The following is a 19,216-nucleotide window of genomic DNA, read 5'->3' on the forward strand; positions in this document are numbered from 1 at the left end:
GTGAAGGTCGTTCTCTTCTGTGGTGGCTACGGGATGCGGATGCGCAACGGCGCGGCCGACGACGTCCCGAAGCCGATGGCGATGGTCGGTCCGAGACCGCTCATCTGGCACGTGATGCGCTACTACGCGCATTTCGGCCACACCGAATTCATCCTGTGCCTCGGCTACGGCGCGGCGCACATCAAGAACTTCTTCCTGAACTACCAGGAAACCATTTCCAACGACTTCATCCTGCGCAACGGGCAGGCGGAACTGCTGTCGACCGACATCGCCGACTGGACGATCACCTTCGTGCAGACCGGCATCGAGTCGCCGATCGGCGAACGCCTGCGCCGCGTGCGCGACTACCTCGACGGCGACGAAATGTTCCTCGCGAACTACGCCGACGTCCTTTCCGACGTCCCGCTGCCCGACATGATCGAGCGGTTCTCCAAGACCGACGCGGGCGCGTCGATGATGGTCGTGCCGCCGCAGTCGTCGTTCCACTGCGTCGAAATGGACGAGGGCGGCATGGTCGGCTCGATCACCGCGGTCAGCGAAATGCCGCTGTGGGAGAACGGCGGGTACTTCGTGCTCCGGCAGGAAGTGTTCGACCACATCCCGGAGAACGGCGACCTGGTCGCCGACGGCTGCGGTGAGCTGGCCAAGCGCGGCCGTCTCCTGGCCTACCCGTACCGCGGGTTCTGGAAGCCGACCGACACGGTCAAGGAGCGCGCGGCGCTCGACGACGCGTACACGCGCGGCCAGAAGCCCTGGGCGCTCTGGGAGCGGCCCGTCGCGAGCTCCGCGTGATCGGCCTGCGGCCGGGACGGCTCGGCAGTGTGGTCGCGCTCGGCGCGCACTGCGACGACATCGCGATCGGCGCCGGCGGCACGCTGCTGACGCTGTGCGCGTCCCGGCCGGGCCTGCGCGTCGACGCGCTCGTCCTCTCCGGCGGCGGCACGCCCCGCGAGGACGAGGAGCGGGCGGCGCTGGCCGCGTTCTGCCCGGGCGCCGACGTCGACGTCACGGTGCTCAAACTGCCCGACGGCCGGTTCCCGGCGCACTGGGAAGAGGCCAAGAACGCGCTCGAAGAGCTGCGGCGGCGGACCGACCCGGACGTCATCCTGGCGCCGCGGACCGACGACGCGCACCAGGACCACCGCAGCCTCGCCAAGCTGGTGCCGACGGCGTTCCGCGACCACCTGGCGCTGGGGTACGAGATCGTCAAGTGGGACGGCGACCTCGGGGCCCCCTCGGTCTACCAGCCGCTCGACGACGACGTCGCCGAATCGAAGGTCCGGCTGCTGCAGGAGCACTACGCGTCGCAGCGGCACCGCGGCTGGTACGACCGCGAAGCGTTCCTCGGGCTGGCCCGGATCCGCGGCATCGAAGCCGCCGCGAAGTACGCCGAAGCGTTCTTCGTCAAGAAACTCACTCTCGACCTGAAGGGCTGAATCCGATGCGGGTGTTGCTGACGGGGCACAAGGGCTACCTGGGGACGGTGATGGCCCCGGTGCTCGCCGCCGCCGGCCACGAGGTCGTCGGCCTCGACTCCGGGCTCTTCGAGTCCTGCCTGCTCGGTCCGGTCCCGGCCGACCCGGCCGGCCACGTCGTCGACCTGCGCGACGTCGAGGCGAAGCACGTCTCCGGGGTGGACGCGGTGATCCACCTGGCCGCGCTGTCGAACGACCCGCTCGGCTCGCTCGCGCCGGAGCTGACCTACGACATCAACCACCACGCGTCGGTGAAGCTCGCGAAGCTGGCGAAGGACGCCGGGGTCCAGCGGTACATCTACGCGTCGACCTGCTCGGTGTACGGCGCCGGCGGCGACAACCTCGTCGACGAGGACGCGCCGCTGAAGCCGGTGACGCCGTACGCCGAGTCGAAGGTGCGCGTCGAGGCCGACGTCCACGAGCTCGCCGACGACGACTTCACCCCGGTCTACATGCGCAACGCGACCGCGTTCGGCTACTCGCCCCGGCTGCGCGGCGACATCGTGCTCAACAACCTGACCGCGCACGCGCACCTGTCCGGCGAGGTGCTGGTGCTCTCCGACGGCACGCCGTGGCGGCCGCTGGTGCACGCCCAGGACATCGCGCGCGCCTTCACCGCCGCGCTGACGGCGCCCAAGGAGGCCGTCCACAACAAGGCGTTCAACATCGGCACCGAGGACAACAACGTCACCGTCGCCGAGATCGCCCAGGAGGTCGTCGAGGCCGTGCCCGGCTCGACGCTGAACATCACCGGCGAGGCCGGCTCCGACCCGCGCTCCTACCGCGTCGACTTCTCGCGCTTCCGCGCCGCCATCCCCGGCTTCACCTGCGAGTGGTCGGTCAAGGACGGCGCCGTCGAGCTGATCGAGGCCTACCGGAAGTTCGGGCTCACCCGGGAGTCGTTCCAGCAGCTGTTCACCCGGCTCGCCTGGCTGAAGAGCGAGGGCGAAGCCGGCCGCGTCGACGACACCATGCGGCGACGCTGATGCCGGGGCCGCAGCTGCGGACGGGCGCGGAGCTGCACGCCCTGGTCGAACGGCTCTACCCGATCTGCCGCAGCATCACCGGCGACGGCGTGCGGCAGACCCTGGACATCATCGGCGAGCACATCGCGCTGGAACGGCACGAGGTCCCGACCGGGACGGCGGTGCTGGACTGGACGATCCCGCAGGAGTGGAACATCCGGGACGCGTACGTCGCCGCGCCGTCGGGTGAACGCGTCATCGACTTCCAGGAGCTGAACCTGCACGTCGTCGGATACAGCGTCCCGGTGCGGCGGCGGATGCCGCTGAGCGAGCTGCGGGAGCACCTGCACACGTTGCCGGACCAGCCTTCGTGGGTGCCCTACCGGACCAGCTACTACGCCCCGGCCTGGGGTTTCTGCCTCGCACAGGAGAAGCTCGACGCGCTGCCCGACGGCGAGTACGACGTCGTCATCGACTCGACCCTGGAAGACGGCTCGCTGACCTACGGTGAGCACGTCGTGCCGGGGTGGGTCACCGACGAGGTCATCGTGTCGTGCCACGTCTGCCACCCGTCGCTGGCCAACGACAACCTCGCCGGCATCGCGGTGGCGATCTCGCTGGCCCAGCAGCTGGCCCAGTCGCAGCCGCACTACACCTACCGGTTCCTGTTCATGCCCGGCACGATCGGCTCGATCACCTGGCTGGCCCGCAATTCCGACCGCATCGACAAGGTCAAGCACGGCCTGGTGCTGGCCTGCGCGGGCGACCCGGGACCGCTGACGTACAAGAAGTCCCGCCGCGACGACGCCGAGATCGACCGCGTCCTGCAGCACGTGCTGCGCTCGCGCGAACACCGCGTCGTCGACTTCTCGCCGTACGGCTACGACGAGCGCCAGTTCTGCTCGCCGGGCTTCAACCTCGGCGTCGGCTCCCTGACGCGGACGCCGTACGCGGGCTACCCCGAGTACCACACCTCCGCCGACAACCCGGGTTTCGTCTCGCCCGCGGCCATGGAGGACACGCTCGGCGCGCTGCGGGACGCCGTCGGCGTCCTGGACCGCAACCGCCGGTACGTCAACCTCAGCCCGTACGGCGAGCCGCAGCTCGGCAAGCGCGGGCTGTACGAGTCGCTCGGCGGCCGCAGCGACGCCAAGCAGGCGCAGATGGCGATGCTGTGGGTGCTCAACCTCTCCGACGGCGAGCACAGCCTCCTCGACATCGCCGAGCGTGCCGGGCTGCCCTTCGACATCGTCGACGTCGCCGCCCGCGCCCTGCACGACGCCGGTCTGGTCAAGGAGTGAGCGACGTGGCCAACCACCGCCGTGCACCGCGCTCGATCCTCCGATCGGGCGCGGTGCGCGCGATGGCCGGACGGTTGAGCTGGGGCCTGGGCGACCAGGCCGTGTCCAGTCTGACCAACTTCGCCGTCGGGCTGTACGTGGCCCGCTCGCTCGGCACGTTCGCGTTCGGTGTCTTCAGCCTCGCCTGGGTGACCTACGGCGTGGTGCTGAACGTGTCGCGCGGCCTGGCCACCGACCCGCTGATGGTGCGGTTCAGCGCGGTGCCCGAGGACCGCTGGCGCCTGGGGGTCGCCAGCGCTTCGGGCACCGCCATCGGCGTCGGCTGCGCGACCGGGGTGGTCAGCCTGGTCGCCGGGCTGGCCGCGGGCGGCCCGCTCGGCAACGCGTTCGTCGCGCTCGCCGTCGTCCTGCCGGGCCTGCTGCTGCAGGACGCCTGGCGGTTCGCGTTCTTCGCCCGCGGGGCGGGCAAGAAGGCGTTCGTCAACGACTGCGTGTGGGGCGTGGCGCTCCTCCCGGCGCTGTACATCGCCGCCCAGGTCCACACGGTGGTCGCGTTCGTGCTCGCCTGGGGTCTCTCGGGCGCGGTCGCGGCCGGCTACGGCTGGTTCCAGACCGGGATCCTGCCCCACCCCCGCGAGGCACTGGGCTGGTTCCGGCGGCAACGCGACCTGAGCGTCCGCTACCTGGTCGAGAACGTCAGCAACAGCGGCGCGTCCCAGCTGCGCGCGTACGGCCTCGGCGCCATCGCCGGCATCACCGCCGTCGGCGCGGTCCGCGGTGCCGAACAGCTCCTCGGCCCGTTCCTGGCCCTGCTCATGGGGCTTTCCCTGGTCACCGTCGCCGAGGGCGCGCGGGTGCTTCAGCGGGCGCCGCACCGGCTGAAGCACTTCTGCGTGATCCTCGGCGGCGGGCAGGCCGCCGCCGCCCTGTGCTGGGGCCTCGGCCTGCTGCTCCTGGTGCCCGACAGCGCCGGTCGCTGGGTGATGGGCTCGGTGTGGGACTCCTCGTCCCCGCTGATCCTCCCGGTCACCCTGGCCGTGGTCGGCGCGAGCTTCGCCACCGGCGCGGCCGCCGGGCTCCGCGCGCTGGGCGCGGCCAAGCGGAGCCTGCGTTCCCAACTGATCGCCTCCCTGTTCTACGTCACGTTCGGCATCGCCGGCGCCTTCCTCGGTGGTGCGGCCGGGTCCGCGTGGGGCGTCGCGACCGCGACGCTCAGCGGCTCCGTCGTCTGGTGGCTGCAGTTGCGCCTCGGGCTGCGCGACTACGTCCCGCCGTCGGCCGACGAGCCCACCGTCGTCTTCGAGCCGATCAAAGAGCCCATCAAGGAATGAGGACTCCATGACCACCGTCCCGCGGCTGAGCCTCGGCCTCCCGGTGTACAACGGCGAGGAGTACCTCGCCGAGTCACTGGAAGCCCTGCTCGGCCAGACCTACGAAGACTTCGAGCTGGTCATCTCGGACAACGCCTCCACGGACGGCACGGACGAGATCTGCCGCCGCTACGCCGAGAAGGACTCGCGGATCCGCTACGTCCGCCAGCCGAAGAACATCGGCGCGACGCCGAACCACAACTTCGTGTTCGACGTCTCCCGCACCGAGCTCTTCAAGTGGGTCTCGCACGACGACCTCTACGCCCGCGACCTGCTCAAGCGGTGCGTCGACGCCCTGGACGAGCGCCCGGACGTCATCCTCGCCCACTGCGACCAGGCCATCATCGACGGCGACGGCCGCATCGTCCAGCCGCTGCAGTACACGTTGGACACCGGCTCCCGGCACGCGCCGGACCGGTTCCGCAGCATCCTGTTCGAGCCCGGCGGCGACGACTTCTACGGCGTCATCCGCGCCGACGTCCTCCGCCGCGTCAAGCCGCTCGACAGCTACCACCACGCCGACCGGACCTACTCGGCCGAGATGGCCCTGCACGGCCCCTTCTACCAGGTACCCGAGCTGCTCTACTTCCGCCGCGACCACCCGGGCCGCGCGGAACGGGCCAACCCGACCATCCGGAGCCGGTGCGCGAATCTGGACCCGCGGCGCGCGAACCGGCTCCGGAATCCCACCGTCCGCCTGCTCGGCGAGTACGTCTACGGGTTCGCGGACCTCATCCGGCGCGCGCCGATCTCGGCCGCCGACAAGCGCGAGTGCTTCGGGCACCTCGGCGCCTGGCTGACGAACCGGGCGCGCTCCGGCCACGGCGAACGCGTCGAGGACCGCGCACCGACCGCCTCCGACGTCACCACGGTCAACGAGATCGTGGCCGGCCGGGAAGGCAGGCTCGCGTGAAGCGTGCCACGCGCGTCGGCGTCTTCGGCCTGCTCGGCTCGGGGAACCTCGGCAACGACGGTTCCCTCGAAGCCGTGCTCGGCTACCTGCGCGCCGAACACCCGGACGCCGTCCTGACCGGCCTGGTGGGCGGCCCGGACATCGTCCGCGAGCGGTACGGCGTCGACACCACGCCCCTGCACTGGAACCAGGCCGAGTACGAGACGGCGTCCGGCCTCCGGTCGATCGTCCTCAAGGGACTCGGCAAGCTGGTCGACATCGGCCGCACGGCCGCCTGGGTCCGCGAGCAGGACGTCGTCATCGTGCCCGGCATGGGCGTCCTCGAAGCGACACTTCCGCTGCGTCCGTGGGGTTTTCCGTATTCGCTCTTCCTCCTTTCCGCCACCGGGCGGCTCTTCGGCACCAAGGTCGCGCTGGTCAGCGTCGGCGCGAACCACATCAGCGCGCGGGCGACCCGGACGCTCGTCCGCTGGGCCGGCCGCCTGGCCGCCTACCGCTCCTACCGGGACGACATCTCCCGTGACGCCATGCGCGCCATGGGTGTCGACACCAGCCGCGACGAGGTCTACCCCGACCTCGCGTTCTCCCTCCCCACCCCGGCCGCCGACGGCCCGCCGGGCACCGTCGGGGTCGGCGTGATGGCCTACTACGGCGGCAACGACGACCGCGCCGACAGCGACCGCATCTACCGCCACTACGTGGACACGATGAACCGTTTCGTCGCCGGGCTCGTTGACCAGGGCAGACCGGTCCGGTTGTTCATCGGCGACCAGATCGACCGGCAGGTCGTCGACGAGATCCTCGAAAAGACCGCTTCGCCGCTGGTCACGGCGGCCTCGGCGGAGACCTTGGACGAGCTGATGCACGAGATGGCGGCGGTGGACAGCGTGGTGGCCACGCGCTACCACAACGTGCTCTGCGCCCTGAAGGTCGCGAAACCGACCGTCGCGATCGGGTACGCGCCGAAGAACGACGTGCTCATGGCGGAGATGGGCCTCGAGGGCTTCACCCAGCGGGCGAAGACCGTCGACTTCGACCGGCTCGTCGAGCAGTTCACCGAACTCGAAAACCGTTCGCCGGAACTGCGCCAGATCCTGGCGGAACGGAACGAGAACAACGTTCAACGACTCAAGGACCAGTTCGCCGCCCTTTCGGCGGCCCTCTTCGGGGGTGCGAGATGAAGGCCATTCCGGTGCCCGAGATCGAGGGCGTGTACCTGTTCGAGCCGACTCCGCACGCCGACGAGCGCGGCTTCTTCAGCCGGACGTTCGACCGCGAAGTCGTCGCGTCCGTGGGAATCGACCCGGACGGCTTCGCCCAGGACAGTCTTTCCCGCTCCCGCAAGGGAGTCGTCCGCGGGATGCACCTGCGCGGCGGGGCCGGCGAGGCGAAGCTGGTGCGGTGTTCGTCAGGCGCGATCTTCGACGTCGTGGTGGATCTCCGACCGGATTCGCCCACGTTCCGCAATGTCAAAACGTTCGAACTTTCCGGTGAGACGCAGGTTTCCGTGTACATCCCGGCAGGGTGCGCGCACGGATTCCAGTCACTCACCGAAGTCTCGGACGTGTCGTATCGTATCGATCGACCCCACGACCCGTCCGAAGACATCACAATTTCGTACAAAGACCCAGAATTGGACATTTCGTGGCCACTGTCGGTCACAATGGTCAGTGACCGGGATGAGCGCGCGCCGTCTCTCGGAGAGGCGTTGAAACCAACGAGGTGACCCCCATGGGAACGAACTTGCCCCGCTCCACGGAGGCGAACGCGCGGCTGCACCGGGTCATCCCGGGAGGTGCACACACCTACGCCAAGGGCTCGGACCAGTATCCCGAAGGGATGGCTCCGGTCATCTCCCACGGCCGCGGCGGCCACGTCTGGGACGTCGACGGCAACGAGTACGTCGAGTACGGCTCCGGCCTGCGGGCGGTCATCCTCGGCCACGCCCACCCGCGGGTCCTCGAAGCGGTCCGCGGCGAGCTCGACAAGGGCAGCAACTTCATCCGCCCGTCGATCATCGAGGCCGAAGCGGCCGAGCGGTTCCTCGAGAACGTCCCGACCGCCGACATGGTGAAGTTCACCAAGAACGGCTCCGACGCCACGACCGCCGCCGTCCGGCTGGCCCGCGCCGCCACCGGCCGCAAGCTCGTCGCCAAGTGCGCCGACCACGCCTTCTTCTCCACCGACGACTGGTTCATCGGCACCACGCCGATGAACGCCGGCATCCCGGACGAGACGACCGAGTCGACGGTGTCCTTCCCGTACGGCGACCTGCAGGCCACGGAGGAGCTGCTGCAGCGCCACGACGGCGAGATCGCGTGCCTGATCCTGGAGGCGGCCGCGGCGGTGGAGCCGCCGCCGGGGTACCTGCAAGGCCTGCGCGACCTGACCACCCGGTACGGCGTCGTGCTGATCTTCGACGAGATGATCACCGGCTTCCGCTGGTCCGCCCACGGCGCGCAGGGCCTCTACGGCGTCACGCCCGACCTCTCGACGTTCGGCAAGGCCCTCGGCAACGGCTTCGCCGTCTCGGCGCTGGCCGGTAAGCGGGAGCTGATGGAGATCGGCGGCCTGCGCAGCGACCGCGAACGGGTGTTCCTGCTGTCCACCACCCACGGCGCCGAGACCCACTCCCTCGCCGCCGCGATGGCGGTGATGGACGTCTACCGCGACGAGGACGTCGTCGGCAGGCTCCACACCCTCGGCGACCGGCTCGCCGCCGGTGTCCGCGAGGTCGCGGCCGGGATGGGCGTCGAGGACCACGTCGTCGTCCGCGGCCGCGCCAGCAACCTCGTCTTCGGCACGCTCGACGAGCAGGGCAAGCCGTCGCAGCCCTACCGGACGCTGTTCCTGCGCGAGCTGATCTCGGGCGGCGTGCTCGGACCGTCCTTCGTGGTCAGTGCCGCGCTCACCGAAGCCGACATCGACAAGACGATCGACGTGGTCTCCCAGGCCTGCACGGTGTACCGGAAGGCGCTCGACGCCCAGGACCCGACGCCGTGGATGGGCGGGCGCCCGGTGCAGCCCGTGTTCCGCAAGTACGCCTGACCCGCGGCCCCGCGCGGACGGGCCGGATTCACCCCCTGGGTCCGATGAGGACACCGGAGGGGGACTGCTTTCCCGGCCGTTCGTGCGTAGCTTCCTGCCATGGGCAGATCTCGTGCGCTTCTCGTCGCCGCTTGCTCGCTCGTGATCGCCGCGGCCTGCCCGGCGATCGCGCGGGCCGCCGACGGAGTCGGGCCGGTGTGCGACCACCAGCCCGCGGAGCACGAGGAAGCGCCTTCCGGGGCCGTCTCCGTCGATCCGGGCGTCGACGGAGACCTCTCCGCCCAGACGGCGGCGCACCCACCCGGCACGACGTTCTGGCTCCGCCCCGGCACCCACACCCTCGGCACGGACGAGTTCGGCCAGGTCGCCCCGAAGGACGGCGACGTCTACCTCGGCGCACCGGGCGCGGTCGTCGATGGTCGCGGCGTCAACCGCGCGGCCTTCACCCAGCGGGCGCGTGACGTCGAGATCCGCGGGCTCACCGTCCGCGGGTTCGCCGCCCTCCAAGACCAGGGCGTCGTCAACCACGACTCCGGCGACGGCTGGCTCATCGAGAACACCACCATCGAGGGCAACGCCGGCGCCGGGCTGATGGCCGGGGCGCACCAGGTCGTCCGGCACACCTGCCTGCGCGACAACGGCCAGTACGGGCTCAACGCCTACCAGGCCGGCGACGGCATCACCGGGCTCGTGCTGGAGGACAACGAGATCACCGGCAACAACACCGGCGACTGGGAGACCAAGGTGCCGGGCTGCGGGTGCAGCGGCGGCGCCAAGTTCTGGGCCGTGAACGGGGCCGACGTCCGCGGCAACTGGGTCCACGGCAACCACGGCGCCGGTCTGTGGGCCGACACGAACAACAACGACTTCCTCGTCGAGGACAACCTGTTCGAGGCGAACGCGGCCGAGGCACTGTTCTACGAGACCAGCTACAACCTCGTGCTGCGCGGCAACACGTTCCGCGGCAACACCCTGGTGCAGGGCCGCGCGTTCGCCGCCCGCGGCGACAACTTCCCGGTGGCGACGGTGTACCTGTCGGAATCCGGCGGTGAACCACGCGTGCCGGCGCGGACCTCGGCCATCGACATCAGCGGGAACACCTTCGAGGACAACTGGGCCGGGATCACGGTGTGGGAGAACGCCGACCGCTTCTGCAACAGCCCGGCGAACACGTCTTCGGGCTACTGCACCGAGGTCGCGCAGAAGTCTTCGTGCGCCGCGGGCACGATCGAGAAGCCCCCGGCGTACGACGACTGCCGCTGGAAGTCGCAGCTGGTCGAAATCCACGGGAACACCTTCCGGTTCGATCCCGGCCGGGTCGGCTGCACGAGCCTGTGCGGGCGGATGGCGCTGCTTTCGAACTACGGGACCTTCCCGGATTGGTCCCCCTACAAGGGAACCGTGGTCGAGGAGGCCATCACGTTCCACCAGGGCAACCGGTGGCACGCCAACTCCTACACCGGGCCGTGGGCCTTCGTCGTGCATGACACCTCCAGGACGGTCGACGCTGCGGGCTGGCGGGCGGAGCCCTACTCGCAGGACGAATGCTCTTCGTTCGGCGGTGGGTCCGCCGGCTGCTGATCACGAGCTTGCCGACCAGGTCCGACAATTTCCACTGACCCCCTGCTCCGATCACCGTGATTTCTCTTGTGACACAAGGGAAAAGTCGCGAACGGAGAATTTCGGACAGCGATTGCTTCACCCGTTCAAGCGATGGCGGTCGCACGTGTGTTCGGTACCGTCGAAGACATGGCCCCTTCGACCTCCGCCCACCCGGCCCGCGACCGCGACGCGATCGACGTCGTGGTGCTCGACGCCATGGGCGTGCTCTACTCGTGCGCCGACGACGTCGCGGACCTGCTCGTGCCTTACCTCCGCAGCCACGGCTGCGTGCTGGACGGCGCGGACATCGCCCAGCTGTACCGGGAATGCAGCCTCGGCAAGATGTCCTCCGCGGACTTCTGGGCGACAGCAGGCGTACCCGGCGCGTCGGACGAGGAGTACTGCCTGAACCACCGTCTCACCGAAGGCGTGGTCGCCCTGCTCGCCGAGCTCGAACCCACCGGCGTGCGGCTCGCCTGCCTGAGCAACGACGTCAGCGAATGGTCGAAACTGCTGCGCGAACAGTTCGGGCTCGGCGAGTACGTCACCGACTGGTTCATCAGCGGGGACATCGGCGTGCGCAAGCCCGATCCGGAAGCTTTCGCCACGCTGTGCCGCCGGCTCGACGTGGTGCCCGACCGCGTGCTGCTCATCGACGACCGCGAAGAAAACGTCACCGCCGCCCGCGACGCCGGATTCCAGGCGCTGCACTTCGGCGCACCTCATTTGTCCACAATGGACCAGTTGCGAAAGGAACTCAGACCGTGGTGAAGCGCGCGCTCGACTCCCCTCGAAGACGCCCGGCGGGCAACCGCCGATTGCACAACACGAGCAACAGGTCCTGGGCCGCCCCGGCGAGCGGGGTGCCGGAGCCGTACGACCAGTCGAGGTCGTCGGCGCGCAAGGCGACGCCGTCCAGGTCGGCTCCGAAGTACTTGACCTGCTTGGGTTTCATCGCCGCGAAGATCACCTCGAGGCGTTCCACCGGAACCCGGCGCTCGAGGCCGAGGGCGGTCGTGACGTCCAGCCCGTGGATCACGTCGTGGCTCAAGGCGCCTTCCGCCCCGCCGCCCGGCGGCCGCCACGGGTGGTCGGCGTTTTCACGGAGAGACGCGACCAGCGCTTCGCGGGACAGCTCGGCCGCGTCCCGGCGGCCCACGCGGTCGGCCATGGCGTTGAACCGCCCGCCGGACTTCAGCAGCTCACGCACGAACCGCCCGGTCGAGTACCGGAACGGCATGGTCACGTGCGCGACGACCTCGGGCACCCGCCAGCCGGCGCACAAGGTCGGCGCCTCCCAGTCAGCCGGCGAAAGCCCGTCCAGCACGTCGGCCAGCTCCCGCCGCTCGGCGGCGATCAGGTCTTGGATCACGAGGGTCTCCTTCACTAGTCGGACACCCCACCGACGAACGCCCCCCACGCGGACCGACACCACCGGCGAACCAATCGGCAACGCGGTCCACGAACCCGTTCCCTCCGGCCGGCTGGCCGAGCCGATCGGTCACTCGCTGCCGCAGCCGAGGCCAGCCCGCCGACCGACCGGCAAGCGGATCGGCGACGCCCGGTCACAACCGCGACCAGCCCGCCGAGCTGCCGATCGACCGACCGGCAGCCCGTCCTCGGAACCGATCAGCCACTCGCTCCCACAGCCGAGGCCAGCCCACCAGCCGACCGGCAAGCGGATCGGCGATGCCCACCCGCGACCGCGACCAACTCGTCAAGTCAGCCCGGCCCAGGCCACCGCCCACGCCGTCCTCGGGCCGATACCGACCCGTCGAGCCGACAGCCCGCCGTCAGAGCCGGTCGGCGGCGCGGTCCACCACCCACCCGGTCGCCGGGACCGCGGCCAGCGCGGCGCAGAACCCCCCGACCGCATCCGTCGGGTAGTGCGCCCCCAAGGCCACCTCGGCCCAGCCCATCGCGATCCCGGCGATCAGCGCCAAGCCGAGGACCAGCGGCACCGCGATCGCACGCCCGAGACCCAGCCGATCGACCAGGAGCAGGCCGATGACCAGCGCGAGCGCCGTGGCCAAGGCCGTGTGCCCGCTCGGGTACGACAGGAACTCGCCGTGGATGGTGCGCCCGACGATCGGCTTCAGGACCGTCGTCACCGCCACGGTGACCAGGACGCCCAGCACGGTCAGCACGGCCGTTCGCGCCCGGCGGGCCAGGAAGCACACGCCCGCGAGCAGGGCGACCAGCACGACCGATCCCACCGGTTCGCCGCCGAAGTCGATGACCAGCGCGACGTACCGCCACGGTGGCTCGACCCCGTCGAGCGACGGCAAAACGGCGGCGTCGATCCCCGTCAACCCGGAGTCGTGGAAGTGGAGGATGCCGAGCGCGACGAGTACCGCGGTCGCCAGCGCTCCCGACATCGCGAGCGGGGTGCGCAGCGCGGCCGGCAGGACCGCGGGTGCCGTCCGGACCAGCTGCTTCACGCCTCGATCGCCGCCTTGTACCCGGCGATCAGCCGGTCGAGGCCGACGGCCGGGGTGAAGTCCTTCTCGTACCGGACGCGGGCCGCGTCGCCCATCTCGCGATTGCGGTCACCGACGATCTCGCGCAGTCGCTCCGCGAGCGACACCTCGTCGTTCGGCTGGTGCAGGAGGCCGGTGACGCCGTCCTCGACGAGCTCGGGGAATGCCCCGTGGGCGGCCGCGACCGTGGGCACGCCCGCCGCCATCGCCTCGACCACCACGAGGCCGAACGCCTCCAGCCACGTCGACGGGGCCACCACCGCCACCGCGTCGGCCGTGAGCGCGCGGCACTCGGCCTTGGTGCGGAGACCCACGTACGAGACGTCGGAACGTCCGGCCGCCCAGGCCGTGACCTCGTCCTGCATCGGGCCCGTGCCGGCGATGACCAGCGGAACGCCCAGGGCGCCGCCGAGGCGGTCCCAGGCCCGCATCAGCAGGCCGACGCCCTTCTCCTCGGTGATCCGGCCGAGGAACAGGACGTGCGTCCCGTCGCCGGTGCGGCGGACGCCGGGGTCGGTGACGAAGTTGTGCTTCACCACCATCCGCTCGCCGGGCATCCCGGCCGACACCAGGAGGTCGCGTTGCGCCGCCGAAATGCAGAAGAACCGCGAAACGCCCGTCCACCACCGGCGGCGGTTCGCGACCATGCTCGCCGCCATCGGGAGCGTGGCCGCGCTCGAACCGCGGTAGCAGCCGTGCTTCACCGCCGGCAACGGCGAGCCGCCGACGCACTCGGTGCAGATGCGGCCGTCGCGGTGGAGTGTGCCGGGCGGGCAGACCATCGTGTAGTTGTGCAGCGTCGCGACCGCGGGCACCCCCGCGTCCGCGCAGGCGGCGACCACCGACGGCGACAGCAGCGGGAACGTGTTGTGGATGTGCACGACGTCCGGGCGCTTCGCGCGCAGCCGGGCGGAGAGTTCCTTCCGCACCGCCGGGTTCCACGGAACCATCAGCGGCACCGCCGCCTTGCGGGCCAGCGGCATGGCCGCGATGTCGTCGCTGCGGCGTTCGAAGAGCGACACCTCGTGACCGCCCTCGGCCAGCAGCGAGACTTCGGCGTCGACGACGTTGTTCTCGCCGCTCGGCTGCTCGGACCGGTACCGGTTGTGCACCACGAGCACCCTCACGCGCTTGCCCCCTTCGCCGGGATGAATGCTTGTTCGTCGGACTGTGGCACCCCGCGAACCAGCAGTGACGCGGCCACGGCCAGGTGCAGCAGATACGGCGACGCGTCGCCGAGACCAGCTTCGGTGTAGGAGGCCGAGACGCAATAGGTGATCAGGAAGATCGCGCACGCCCTCGCCAGCGAAGGGGGCCGCAGCACCGCGACGACGCTCAGCGTGAGCAGGAAGGCGGCGACCAGGGCGATCCCGACGAAGCCCTGCTCGTGGTAGACCGCGAGCCAGCTGTTGTCGATCGGGAGGCCGTCGTAGGACTTGTCGGTCAGCCCCACGCCGAAGATGTACTCGGCCGTCGACCGCGGGGCCTCCAGCAGGGCGTCCCACACCTTCGCCCGGCCGGTGAGGCTGGAGAAGTTGTCCGCGCTCTGCCCACGGAGGAACCACGTCTGGAGCGCGCCCGCGAGCACGACGCCGGCGACCCCGCCGACGCCGACCGTCCAGGCGAACACCTTCCGCGCGCGGGCGCTGGTCAGCAGCATCGACAGAAAGGCCACGGAGAGCCCGGCGACGAGGCCGAGCGTCGCCGTGCGGGTGTGCGTGAGCATCAGCAGGCCCACCACCGGCACCACGATGAACACCGCGCTGCGCCACGTCGTGCGGCGCCCGAACCAGAGGAGGAGCGTGAGCCCGGCGATGACCGCCGCGTACTGGCCGATCTGCGGCGGGGTGAGCGGCCAGATCGCACCCGAAAGCCGGCCGCCGTAGATGTCCGGCATCGCGTTGCCCGGGGAGATCACCAGGCCGATCGCCACGGACGCGAGCACGATGGCGTAGGTGCGGATGTGGTAGCGGACGAAGGCGAAGCCACCGTCCCACCAGCGGGTCAGCAGCCAGAGCGTGGTCACGAACACCGTCAGCCGGAAGCACCGGAACAGCGCGCCGGCGCCTTCCTTCAGATCGGCGCTGGCGAGGATGCTGGACACCAGCAGCAGGGTCAGCAGCAGCAGGTAGGCGCTCGGGCGGATCCGCAGGTGCTTGTTCAGCACCAGCGCGATCACGAAGGCCGTCATCAGCGCGCCCATCGTGACCAGCTGGCTGACCGAGCGCGGCAGCGGGATGACCGTCTTCGCGCCGGTCGAGCCGAGCGTGTTGAGGATCAGCAGCGCCCAGGCCAGCCCCGCCCACTTCGGCGTCGCGGACGTCGGTTCGGCCGCGCCGCGGATGCCCGCAACCGATGCGGTGTGCGCCGTCATGTCAGCCCCCACCCTGTGCGGTGTACGTGCTCCCGGTGTCCTGCGAGTACGGCGAGCCTTCCCACTCGCCGACCTCGAGGATGCGGTCGGTCGTGTACGCGATGAACGTCCACGGGCCCGTGTAGCTGTTGTCGTGCCAGCGGTTGTCCTGCTTGAACGTGATCGCTTCCTGGACCGCCTCGCCCTTGTACGGCGACCACTCCGGGTAGGTGCCGAAGTTCGACAGCAGGCCCATCCGGCCGCACGCGGCCTGGCAGCCGACGATCGCCGGGTCCAGGACGAACTTGTTGTCGTGGATGTCGACGTGCTGGGTCTTCCAGCGGCAGTCGGCCAGCAACGGACCGGTCGTGATGGCCGGGGCCGCGCACTGCTTCACGTTCGGCACCAGCCGGGTGCAGTCGCCGGAAGAGGTGTTGGCCGGGCTGTTGCAGAAGCGGTCGGCGTTCTCCCACAACGTGATCCCGGACCAGTTGTTCTCCAGGTAGTTGCGGGAGATTTCGATCTTCGCGGTGCGCGCCTTGATCCGCGGCTCGCCGCCGGACTCGGAGATGTAGATCGTCGGCGTCGGGAAGTTGTCGCCGCGGTCGGCGTACCGGCGGCCGTCGACCCAGTTGTTCTTGCGGATCGTGTTGTCCCGGATGACGGCGTTGTAGCTGATCTCGTAGATCAGCGCGGCGCCGTCGTTGTTCTCGATGAGGTTGCCCTCGATGAGGAAGTCGTTGTTGTTCGTGTCGGCCCAGAGCCCGGTGCCGTGGTTGTCGTGCACCCAGTTGCCGCGCACGTCGGCGCCGTTCACGTCCCAGAACTTGATCCCGCCGCTGCAGCCGCAGCCGTCGATCTTCGTCTCCCAGTCGCCGGTGTTGTTGCCGGCGATCTCGTTGCCCTCCACGACGAGCGCGGTGAGCGGGGTGGCGCCGGAGTAGGCGTTGATCCCGTACTGGCCGTTGCGGCGCAGGCAGTTGCCGCGCACCTGCTGGCGCGCGCCCGCCATCAGGCCGGCGCCGTCGTTGTCCTGGATGGTCGAGTGCTCGATCAGCCAGCCGTCACCGGAGTCGTGATTGACGACGCCTTCGTCGTGCGGTGCGGCGAAGCCCTGCACGGTCACGTAGGTGATCTTGACGTTCACCGCGTGACCGGTGAAGGCGTACTGGTTGATCTTGCGGCCGTCGACGATCGCGCCTGGTGCGCCGATGTAGACGTCGCCGTCCTTGGGGGATACCTGGTCGTACTTGTCGTCGCCGAGGATGTGCTTGCCCGGCTTGAGCCAGAACGTCGTGCCCGGCCCGGCCGAGCGCGTCTTCGCCGCGAGGTCACCCGGCACCGCCGGGTCGACGACGACCGCTCCCGCCGGCGCGGCCGCCGGACCGGCGGGCTCCTTGTCGCACACGGCCGCGACCGAACCGCTGGGCGCCGCGGTGGCCTGGGCCGGCCCCCCGTCGGTATCCGGCGCGCCCGAGCACGCCGCGACCGTGAGCAGGACACCGAGCAGCGGAGCGGCACGGCGGAGTCGGAGGCGGCGGGCTGTCACGGGCGGGTCCTAACTGAAGCTGAGCAGGGTGGTGAGCTGTCCGGGAGTCCCGGAGCCGACGAGGGTGGTCGAGGGTTCCTTCCGGCCGAAGCCCGCGGAGTACCAGCCGAGCGGCGGGTCGACCTCACCGCGGTGCACGCTCCACGACAGCTCGGGCGGCAACTCGAGCACAGCGGTCCGCACTCCCCCACCGGCACCGGCGAGCGAACCGGACACCCGGCCGACGAGCGGATCGGCCGCGGAACCGGGCTGGCCTTGGCCGGCCGTGGCGGGCACTTCGGCCCCTCCGCCGGGCGCGGGCCAGCGGAGGTGGGCCGTGGTTCCGTCGAGCATGACCGTCACCTCCGGGCCCAGGTGGAACGCCAACCGTCCCGGCGCACCCGGTTCGCCCAGCACCTCGTCGAGGATCGTGAGCACCTCGCCGTCCAGCTCGACCGTGCGGCGGTGGACCGCCGGGGCGTAGCCGTCGTGGGCGGCGGACCAGTGGCTGGGGCCGTCGGGTGGGGTGCGGACGTCCAGGACCTTCGTCACCGCGTGCCGGGTCCACAGGAACGGGCCGCCCGAGACGGACTGGTCGCGGGCGTTCAGTTCGAGGGTGTTGTGGCCGAGCGTCGAGCGGAAGTACGACCGCCACTGGGGCTCGCCGTGGTAGCAGAACGTGCCCGGGTCGGCCAAGATCTCCACGCCGTCGTGGCGGACCTCCACCGACAGGGCGTCCGCGTGGGCGTGGGCCGCGATCGACAGGAACCCGTGGGGGCCGCCGTCGCAGCGGGCCCACACGCGGCCCGAGCGCAAGATCGTCATGCCCGCGTCGCGCAGGTGGGCCAGGCGGCGGCCGGGGCGAGTGCCGGAGGCCCGTGGGGTGCGCGCGGCCAGCGACGCCAGGAGTGGCGTGCGGACGTCGTCGCCCGGGACCGCCGGCCACCAGTCCAGGCGGCCGAACAGGACCTCGCCGGACGCCAGGAGCGAGGCCCAGCGGTTCGTTTCCGCGCCGTCGACGATCAGGCCGAAGCCGTCGTCGGCGTCGCCTTGGCGAGGGGGGTGCACCTTGTTGTCCACAATGGACGCGAGGGCGTCGGTCATCCGGAGCAGGACGTCCCACGTCGAGTCCGGCACCGGCGCACCCGCAGCGTCGGCCTCGAGCGCGGCCGCGAGGCCCAGCTCCAGGACCAGGCCGTGGTACTCCGACGCCAGTTCGGCATTCAACCCGGAGGGGAACGTGTTGCGGCCGAGCTGGACGTCGAGCGAACGCGTCGCCGAAGCCCGCCAAGCCGCCGACTCCGGGAACCAGCCGAACGCGCACGCCGCCGCCAGCAGGCCCGCGTCCTCGGCGATCACGTGGTTGTTGGCCGACGAGCCGTGGCTGCGCAGCGTCGCGAGCCAGTTCTGGTGGTGCCACAGCTGGAGCTGGAAGTCCGGGTTGTCCTCGAACAGCTCCGGCGCACCCGCCCAGCCGTCGAGGAGGCGGCGCGTCCAGACCCACGACAGCAGCCGGATGCCCAGCTCGATGCCGCTCACCCAGTGCGGGCCCTGCAGCGGCGGGTTCTCCGCCCACCACGAACGCAGGTGGGCGGCCACGCGCGTGGCGTACGCCGGGGTGCCGGTCAGGGCGTACGCCGCGGCCAGCACGGTCAGGTGCTGGTGGCGCGACGGCTCCCAGATCTGCTTGATGTCGCCGACCTCGTCCTCCGACCGGTACGGGACGTCGAACGCGTACCGGTCCGAAGGCGCGCGGCGACCGGTCTTCGGGTCGAGGAACCAGTCTGGCGACACCATGTCCGTGCGCACCACGCCGAAGTACTCGGCGCGGCCCGCCATCAGCTCGTCGGCGGTGGCCAGGAGCCGCGACACCGCCTCGGTGGACACCTTGCCCAGCACGCCCGGCGGCAGCGCCGCGGTGAACCGCGGGTGCGACGGCCAGTCCGGCGCCGCCGGCAAGGCCGACCGCCACTGCCGCTGGACGACGGCATGCCGCGCGCGGCCGACGACCTCCGCCGGCCCCATGCGGGACAGCCGGCGCAGGTACCAGCCGGGACCCATCATCGCAGCGCACCCGCCTTCCGAGACTGCTCCAGCCGGACCCGTGCCACGCCCGCCAGCTTGCGAGCGCTTACCGCCCGCAGCCGCGGCATGCCTGTCGGGTCAGGGCGCCAGCCCGCC

General features: G+C 70.7%; 17 protein-coding genes. 11 read left to right on the forward strand and 6 right to left on the reverse strand.

The window, feature by feature from the left end; all coding sequences use genetic code 11:
- The 11 genes from H4696_RS30680 to H4696_RS30730 all read left to right on the forward strand — a co-directional run bounded on the left by H4696_RS30680 (position 1) and on the right by H4696_RS30730 (position 11,445).
- The gene (locus H4696_RS30680) at positions 1 to 792 is read left to right on the forward strand and encodes a sugar phosphate nucleotidyltransferase (protein WP_086860749.1); all 792 of its coding nucleotides are present in this window, start codon (positions 1 to 3) and stop codon (positions 790 to 792) included.
- The gene (locus H4696_RS30685) at positions 789 to 1,436 is read left to right on the forward strand and encodes a PIG-L deacetylase family protein (protein WP_086860751.1); all 648 of its coding nucleotides are present in this window, start codon (positions 789 to 791) and stop codon (positions 1,434 to 1,436) included. Before H4696_RS30680 ends, H4696_RS30685 begins: the two co-directional genes overlap by 4 nt.
- A gap of 5 nt (positions 1,437 to 1,441) precedes the next feature.
- Complete coding sequence (locus H4696_RS30690) at positions 1,442 to 2,461, forward strand: NAD-dependent epimerase/dehydratase family protein (RefSeq protein ID WP_086860753.1); 1,020 nt, start codon at positions 1,442 to 1,444, stop codon at positions 2,459 to 2,461.
- Positions 2,461 to 3,741: a DUF4910 domain-containing protein gene (locus tag H4696_RS30695; RefSeq protein WP_086860754.1), complete on the forward strand. Its 1,281-nt coding sequence runs from the start codon at positions 2,461 to 2,463 to the stop codon at positions 3,739 to 3,741. The genes H4696_RS30690 and H4696_RS30695 overlap by 1 nt, the downstream gene beginning before the upstream one ends.
- A 5-nt stretch (positions 3,742 to 3,746) precedes the next feature.
- A complete protein-coding gene (locus H4696_RS30700) occupies positions 3,747 to 5,072 on the forward strand; it encodes an MATE family efflux transporter (protein WP_086860756.1) in 1,326 nt (441 codons plus the stop codon).
- A 7-nt stretch (positions 5,073 to 5,079) separates the two neighbouring features.
- Complete coding sequence (locus H4696_RS30705; RefSeq protein ID WP_086860758.1) at positions 5,080 to 6,024, forward strand: glycosyltransferase family 2 protein; 945 nt, start codon at positions 5,080 to 5,082, stop codon at positions 6,022 to 6,024.
- A complete protein-coding gene (locus H4696_RS30710) occupies positions 6,021 to 7,205 on the forward strand; it encodes a polysaccharide pyruvyl transferase family protein (RefSeq protein WP_086860760.1) in 1,185 nt (394 codons plus the stop codon). The genes H4696_RS30705 and H4696_RS30710 overlap by 4 nt, the downstream gene beginning before the upstream one ends.
- The gene (locus H4696_RS30715) at positions 7,202 to 7,750 is read left to right on the forward strand and encodes a dTDP-4-dehydrorhamnose 3,5-epimerase family protein (RefSeq protein ID WP_086860762.1); all 549 of its coding nucleotides are present in this window, start codon (positions 7,202 to 7,204) and stop codon (positions 7,748 to 7,750) included. The genes H4696_RS30710 and H4696_RS30715 overlap by 4 nt, the downstream gene beginning before the upstream one ends.
- A gap of 5 nt (positions 7,751 to 7,755) precedes the next feature.
- Positions 7,756 to 9,072 (forward strand): glutamate-1-semialdehyde 2,1-aminomutase, encoded by a 1,317-nt coding sequence (locus H4696_RS30720; protein ID WP_086860764.1) that lies wholly within the window; start codon positions 7,756 to 7,758, stop codon positions 9,070 to 9,072.
- 99 nt (positions 9,073 to 9,171) lie between these two features.
- Entirely contained in the window at positions 9,172 to 10,653 is a 1,482-nt protein-coding gene (locus H4696_RS30725; RefSeq protein ID WP_192782625.1) for a right-handed parallel beta-helix repeat-containing protein, read from the forward strand.
- 168 nt (positions 10,654 to 10,821) lie between these two features.
- Positions 10,822 to 11,445: an HAD family hydrolase gene (locus H4696_RS30730; RefSeq protein ID WP_143265110.1), complete on the forward strand. Its 624-nt coding sequence runs from the start codon at positions 10,822 to 10,824 to the stop codon at positions 11,443 to 11,445.
- On the opposite strand, the gene H4696_RS30735 is transcribed toward H4696_RS30730, so the two are convergent.
- From H4696_RS30735 to H4696_RS30760, 6 genes are all read right to left on the reverse strand, one after another.
- Positions 11,432 to 12,046, reverse strand: coding sequence for a maleylpyruvate isomerase family mycothiol-dependent enzyme (locus H4696_RS30735; RefSeq protein ID WP_086860791.1), 615 nt, complete (start codon positions 12,044 to 12,046; stop codon positions 11,432 to 11,434). The genes H4696_RS30730 and H4696_RS30735 overlap by 14 nt on opposite strands.
- Before the next feature lie 421 nt (positions 12,047 to 12,467).
- On the reverse strand, positions 12,468 to 13,115 hold the full coding sequence (locus tag H4696_RS30740; protein WP_086860768.1) for a phosphatase PAP2 family protein: 648 nt from the start codon (positions 13,113 to 13,115) through the stop codon (positions 12,468 to 12,470).
- Positions 13,112 to 14,281, reverse strand: a complete 1,170-nt coding sequence (locus H4696_RS30745) for a glycosyltransferase family 4 protein (RefSeq protein WP_086860770.1) — start codon at positions 14,279 to 14,281, stop codon at positions 13,112 to 13,114. The genes H4696_RS30740 and H4696_RS30745 overlap by 4 nt, the downstream gene beginning before the upstream one ends.
- Positions 14,278 to 15,528 (reverse strand): O-antigen ligase domain-containing protein, encoded by a 1,251-nt coding sequence (locus H4696_RS30750; RefSeq protein ID WP_225955848.1) that lies wholly within the window; start codon positions 15,526 to 15,528, stop codon positions 14,278 to 14,280. Before H4696_RS30750 ends, H4696_RS30745 begins: the two co-directional genes overlap by 4 nt.
- A 1-nt stretch (position 15,529) precedes the next feature.
- A complete protein-coding gene (locus tag H4696_RS30755; RefSeq protein ID WP_086860772.1) occupies positions 15,530 to 17,056 on the reverse strand; it encodes a right-handed parallel beta-helix repeat-containing protein in 1,527 nt (508 codons plus the stop codon).
- A gap of 9 nt (positions 17,057 to 17,065) precedes the next feature.
- Positions 17,066 to 19,099 carry a heparinase II/III family protein gene (locus H4696_RS30760; RefSeq protein WP_086860774.1) on the reverse strand — a complete coding sequence of 678 codons (2,034 nt, stop codon included), beginning with the start codon at positions 19,097 to 19,099 and terminating at the stop codon, positions 17,066 to 17,068.
- Between the last annotated feature and the right edge of the window lie 117 nt (positions 19,100 to 19,216).

It is taken from the genome of Amycolatopsis lexingtonensis (genome assembly GCF_014873755.1).
Taxonomy (GTDB): domain Bacteria; phylum Actinomycetota; class Actinomycetes; order Mycobacteriales; family Pseudonocardiaceae; genus Amycolatopsis; species Amycolatopsis lexingtonensis.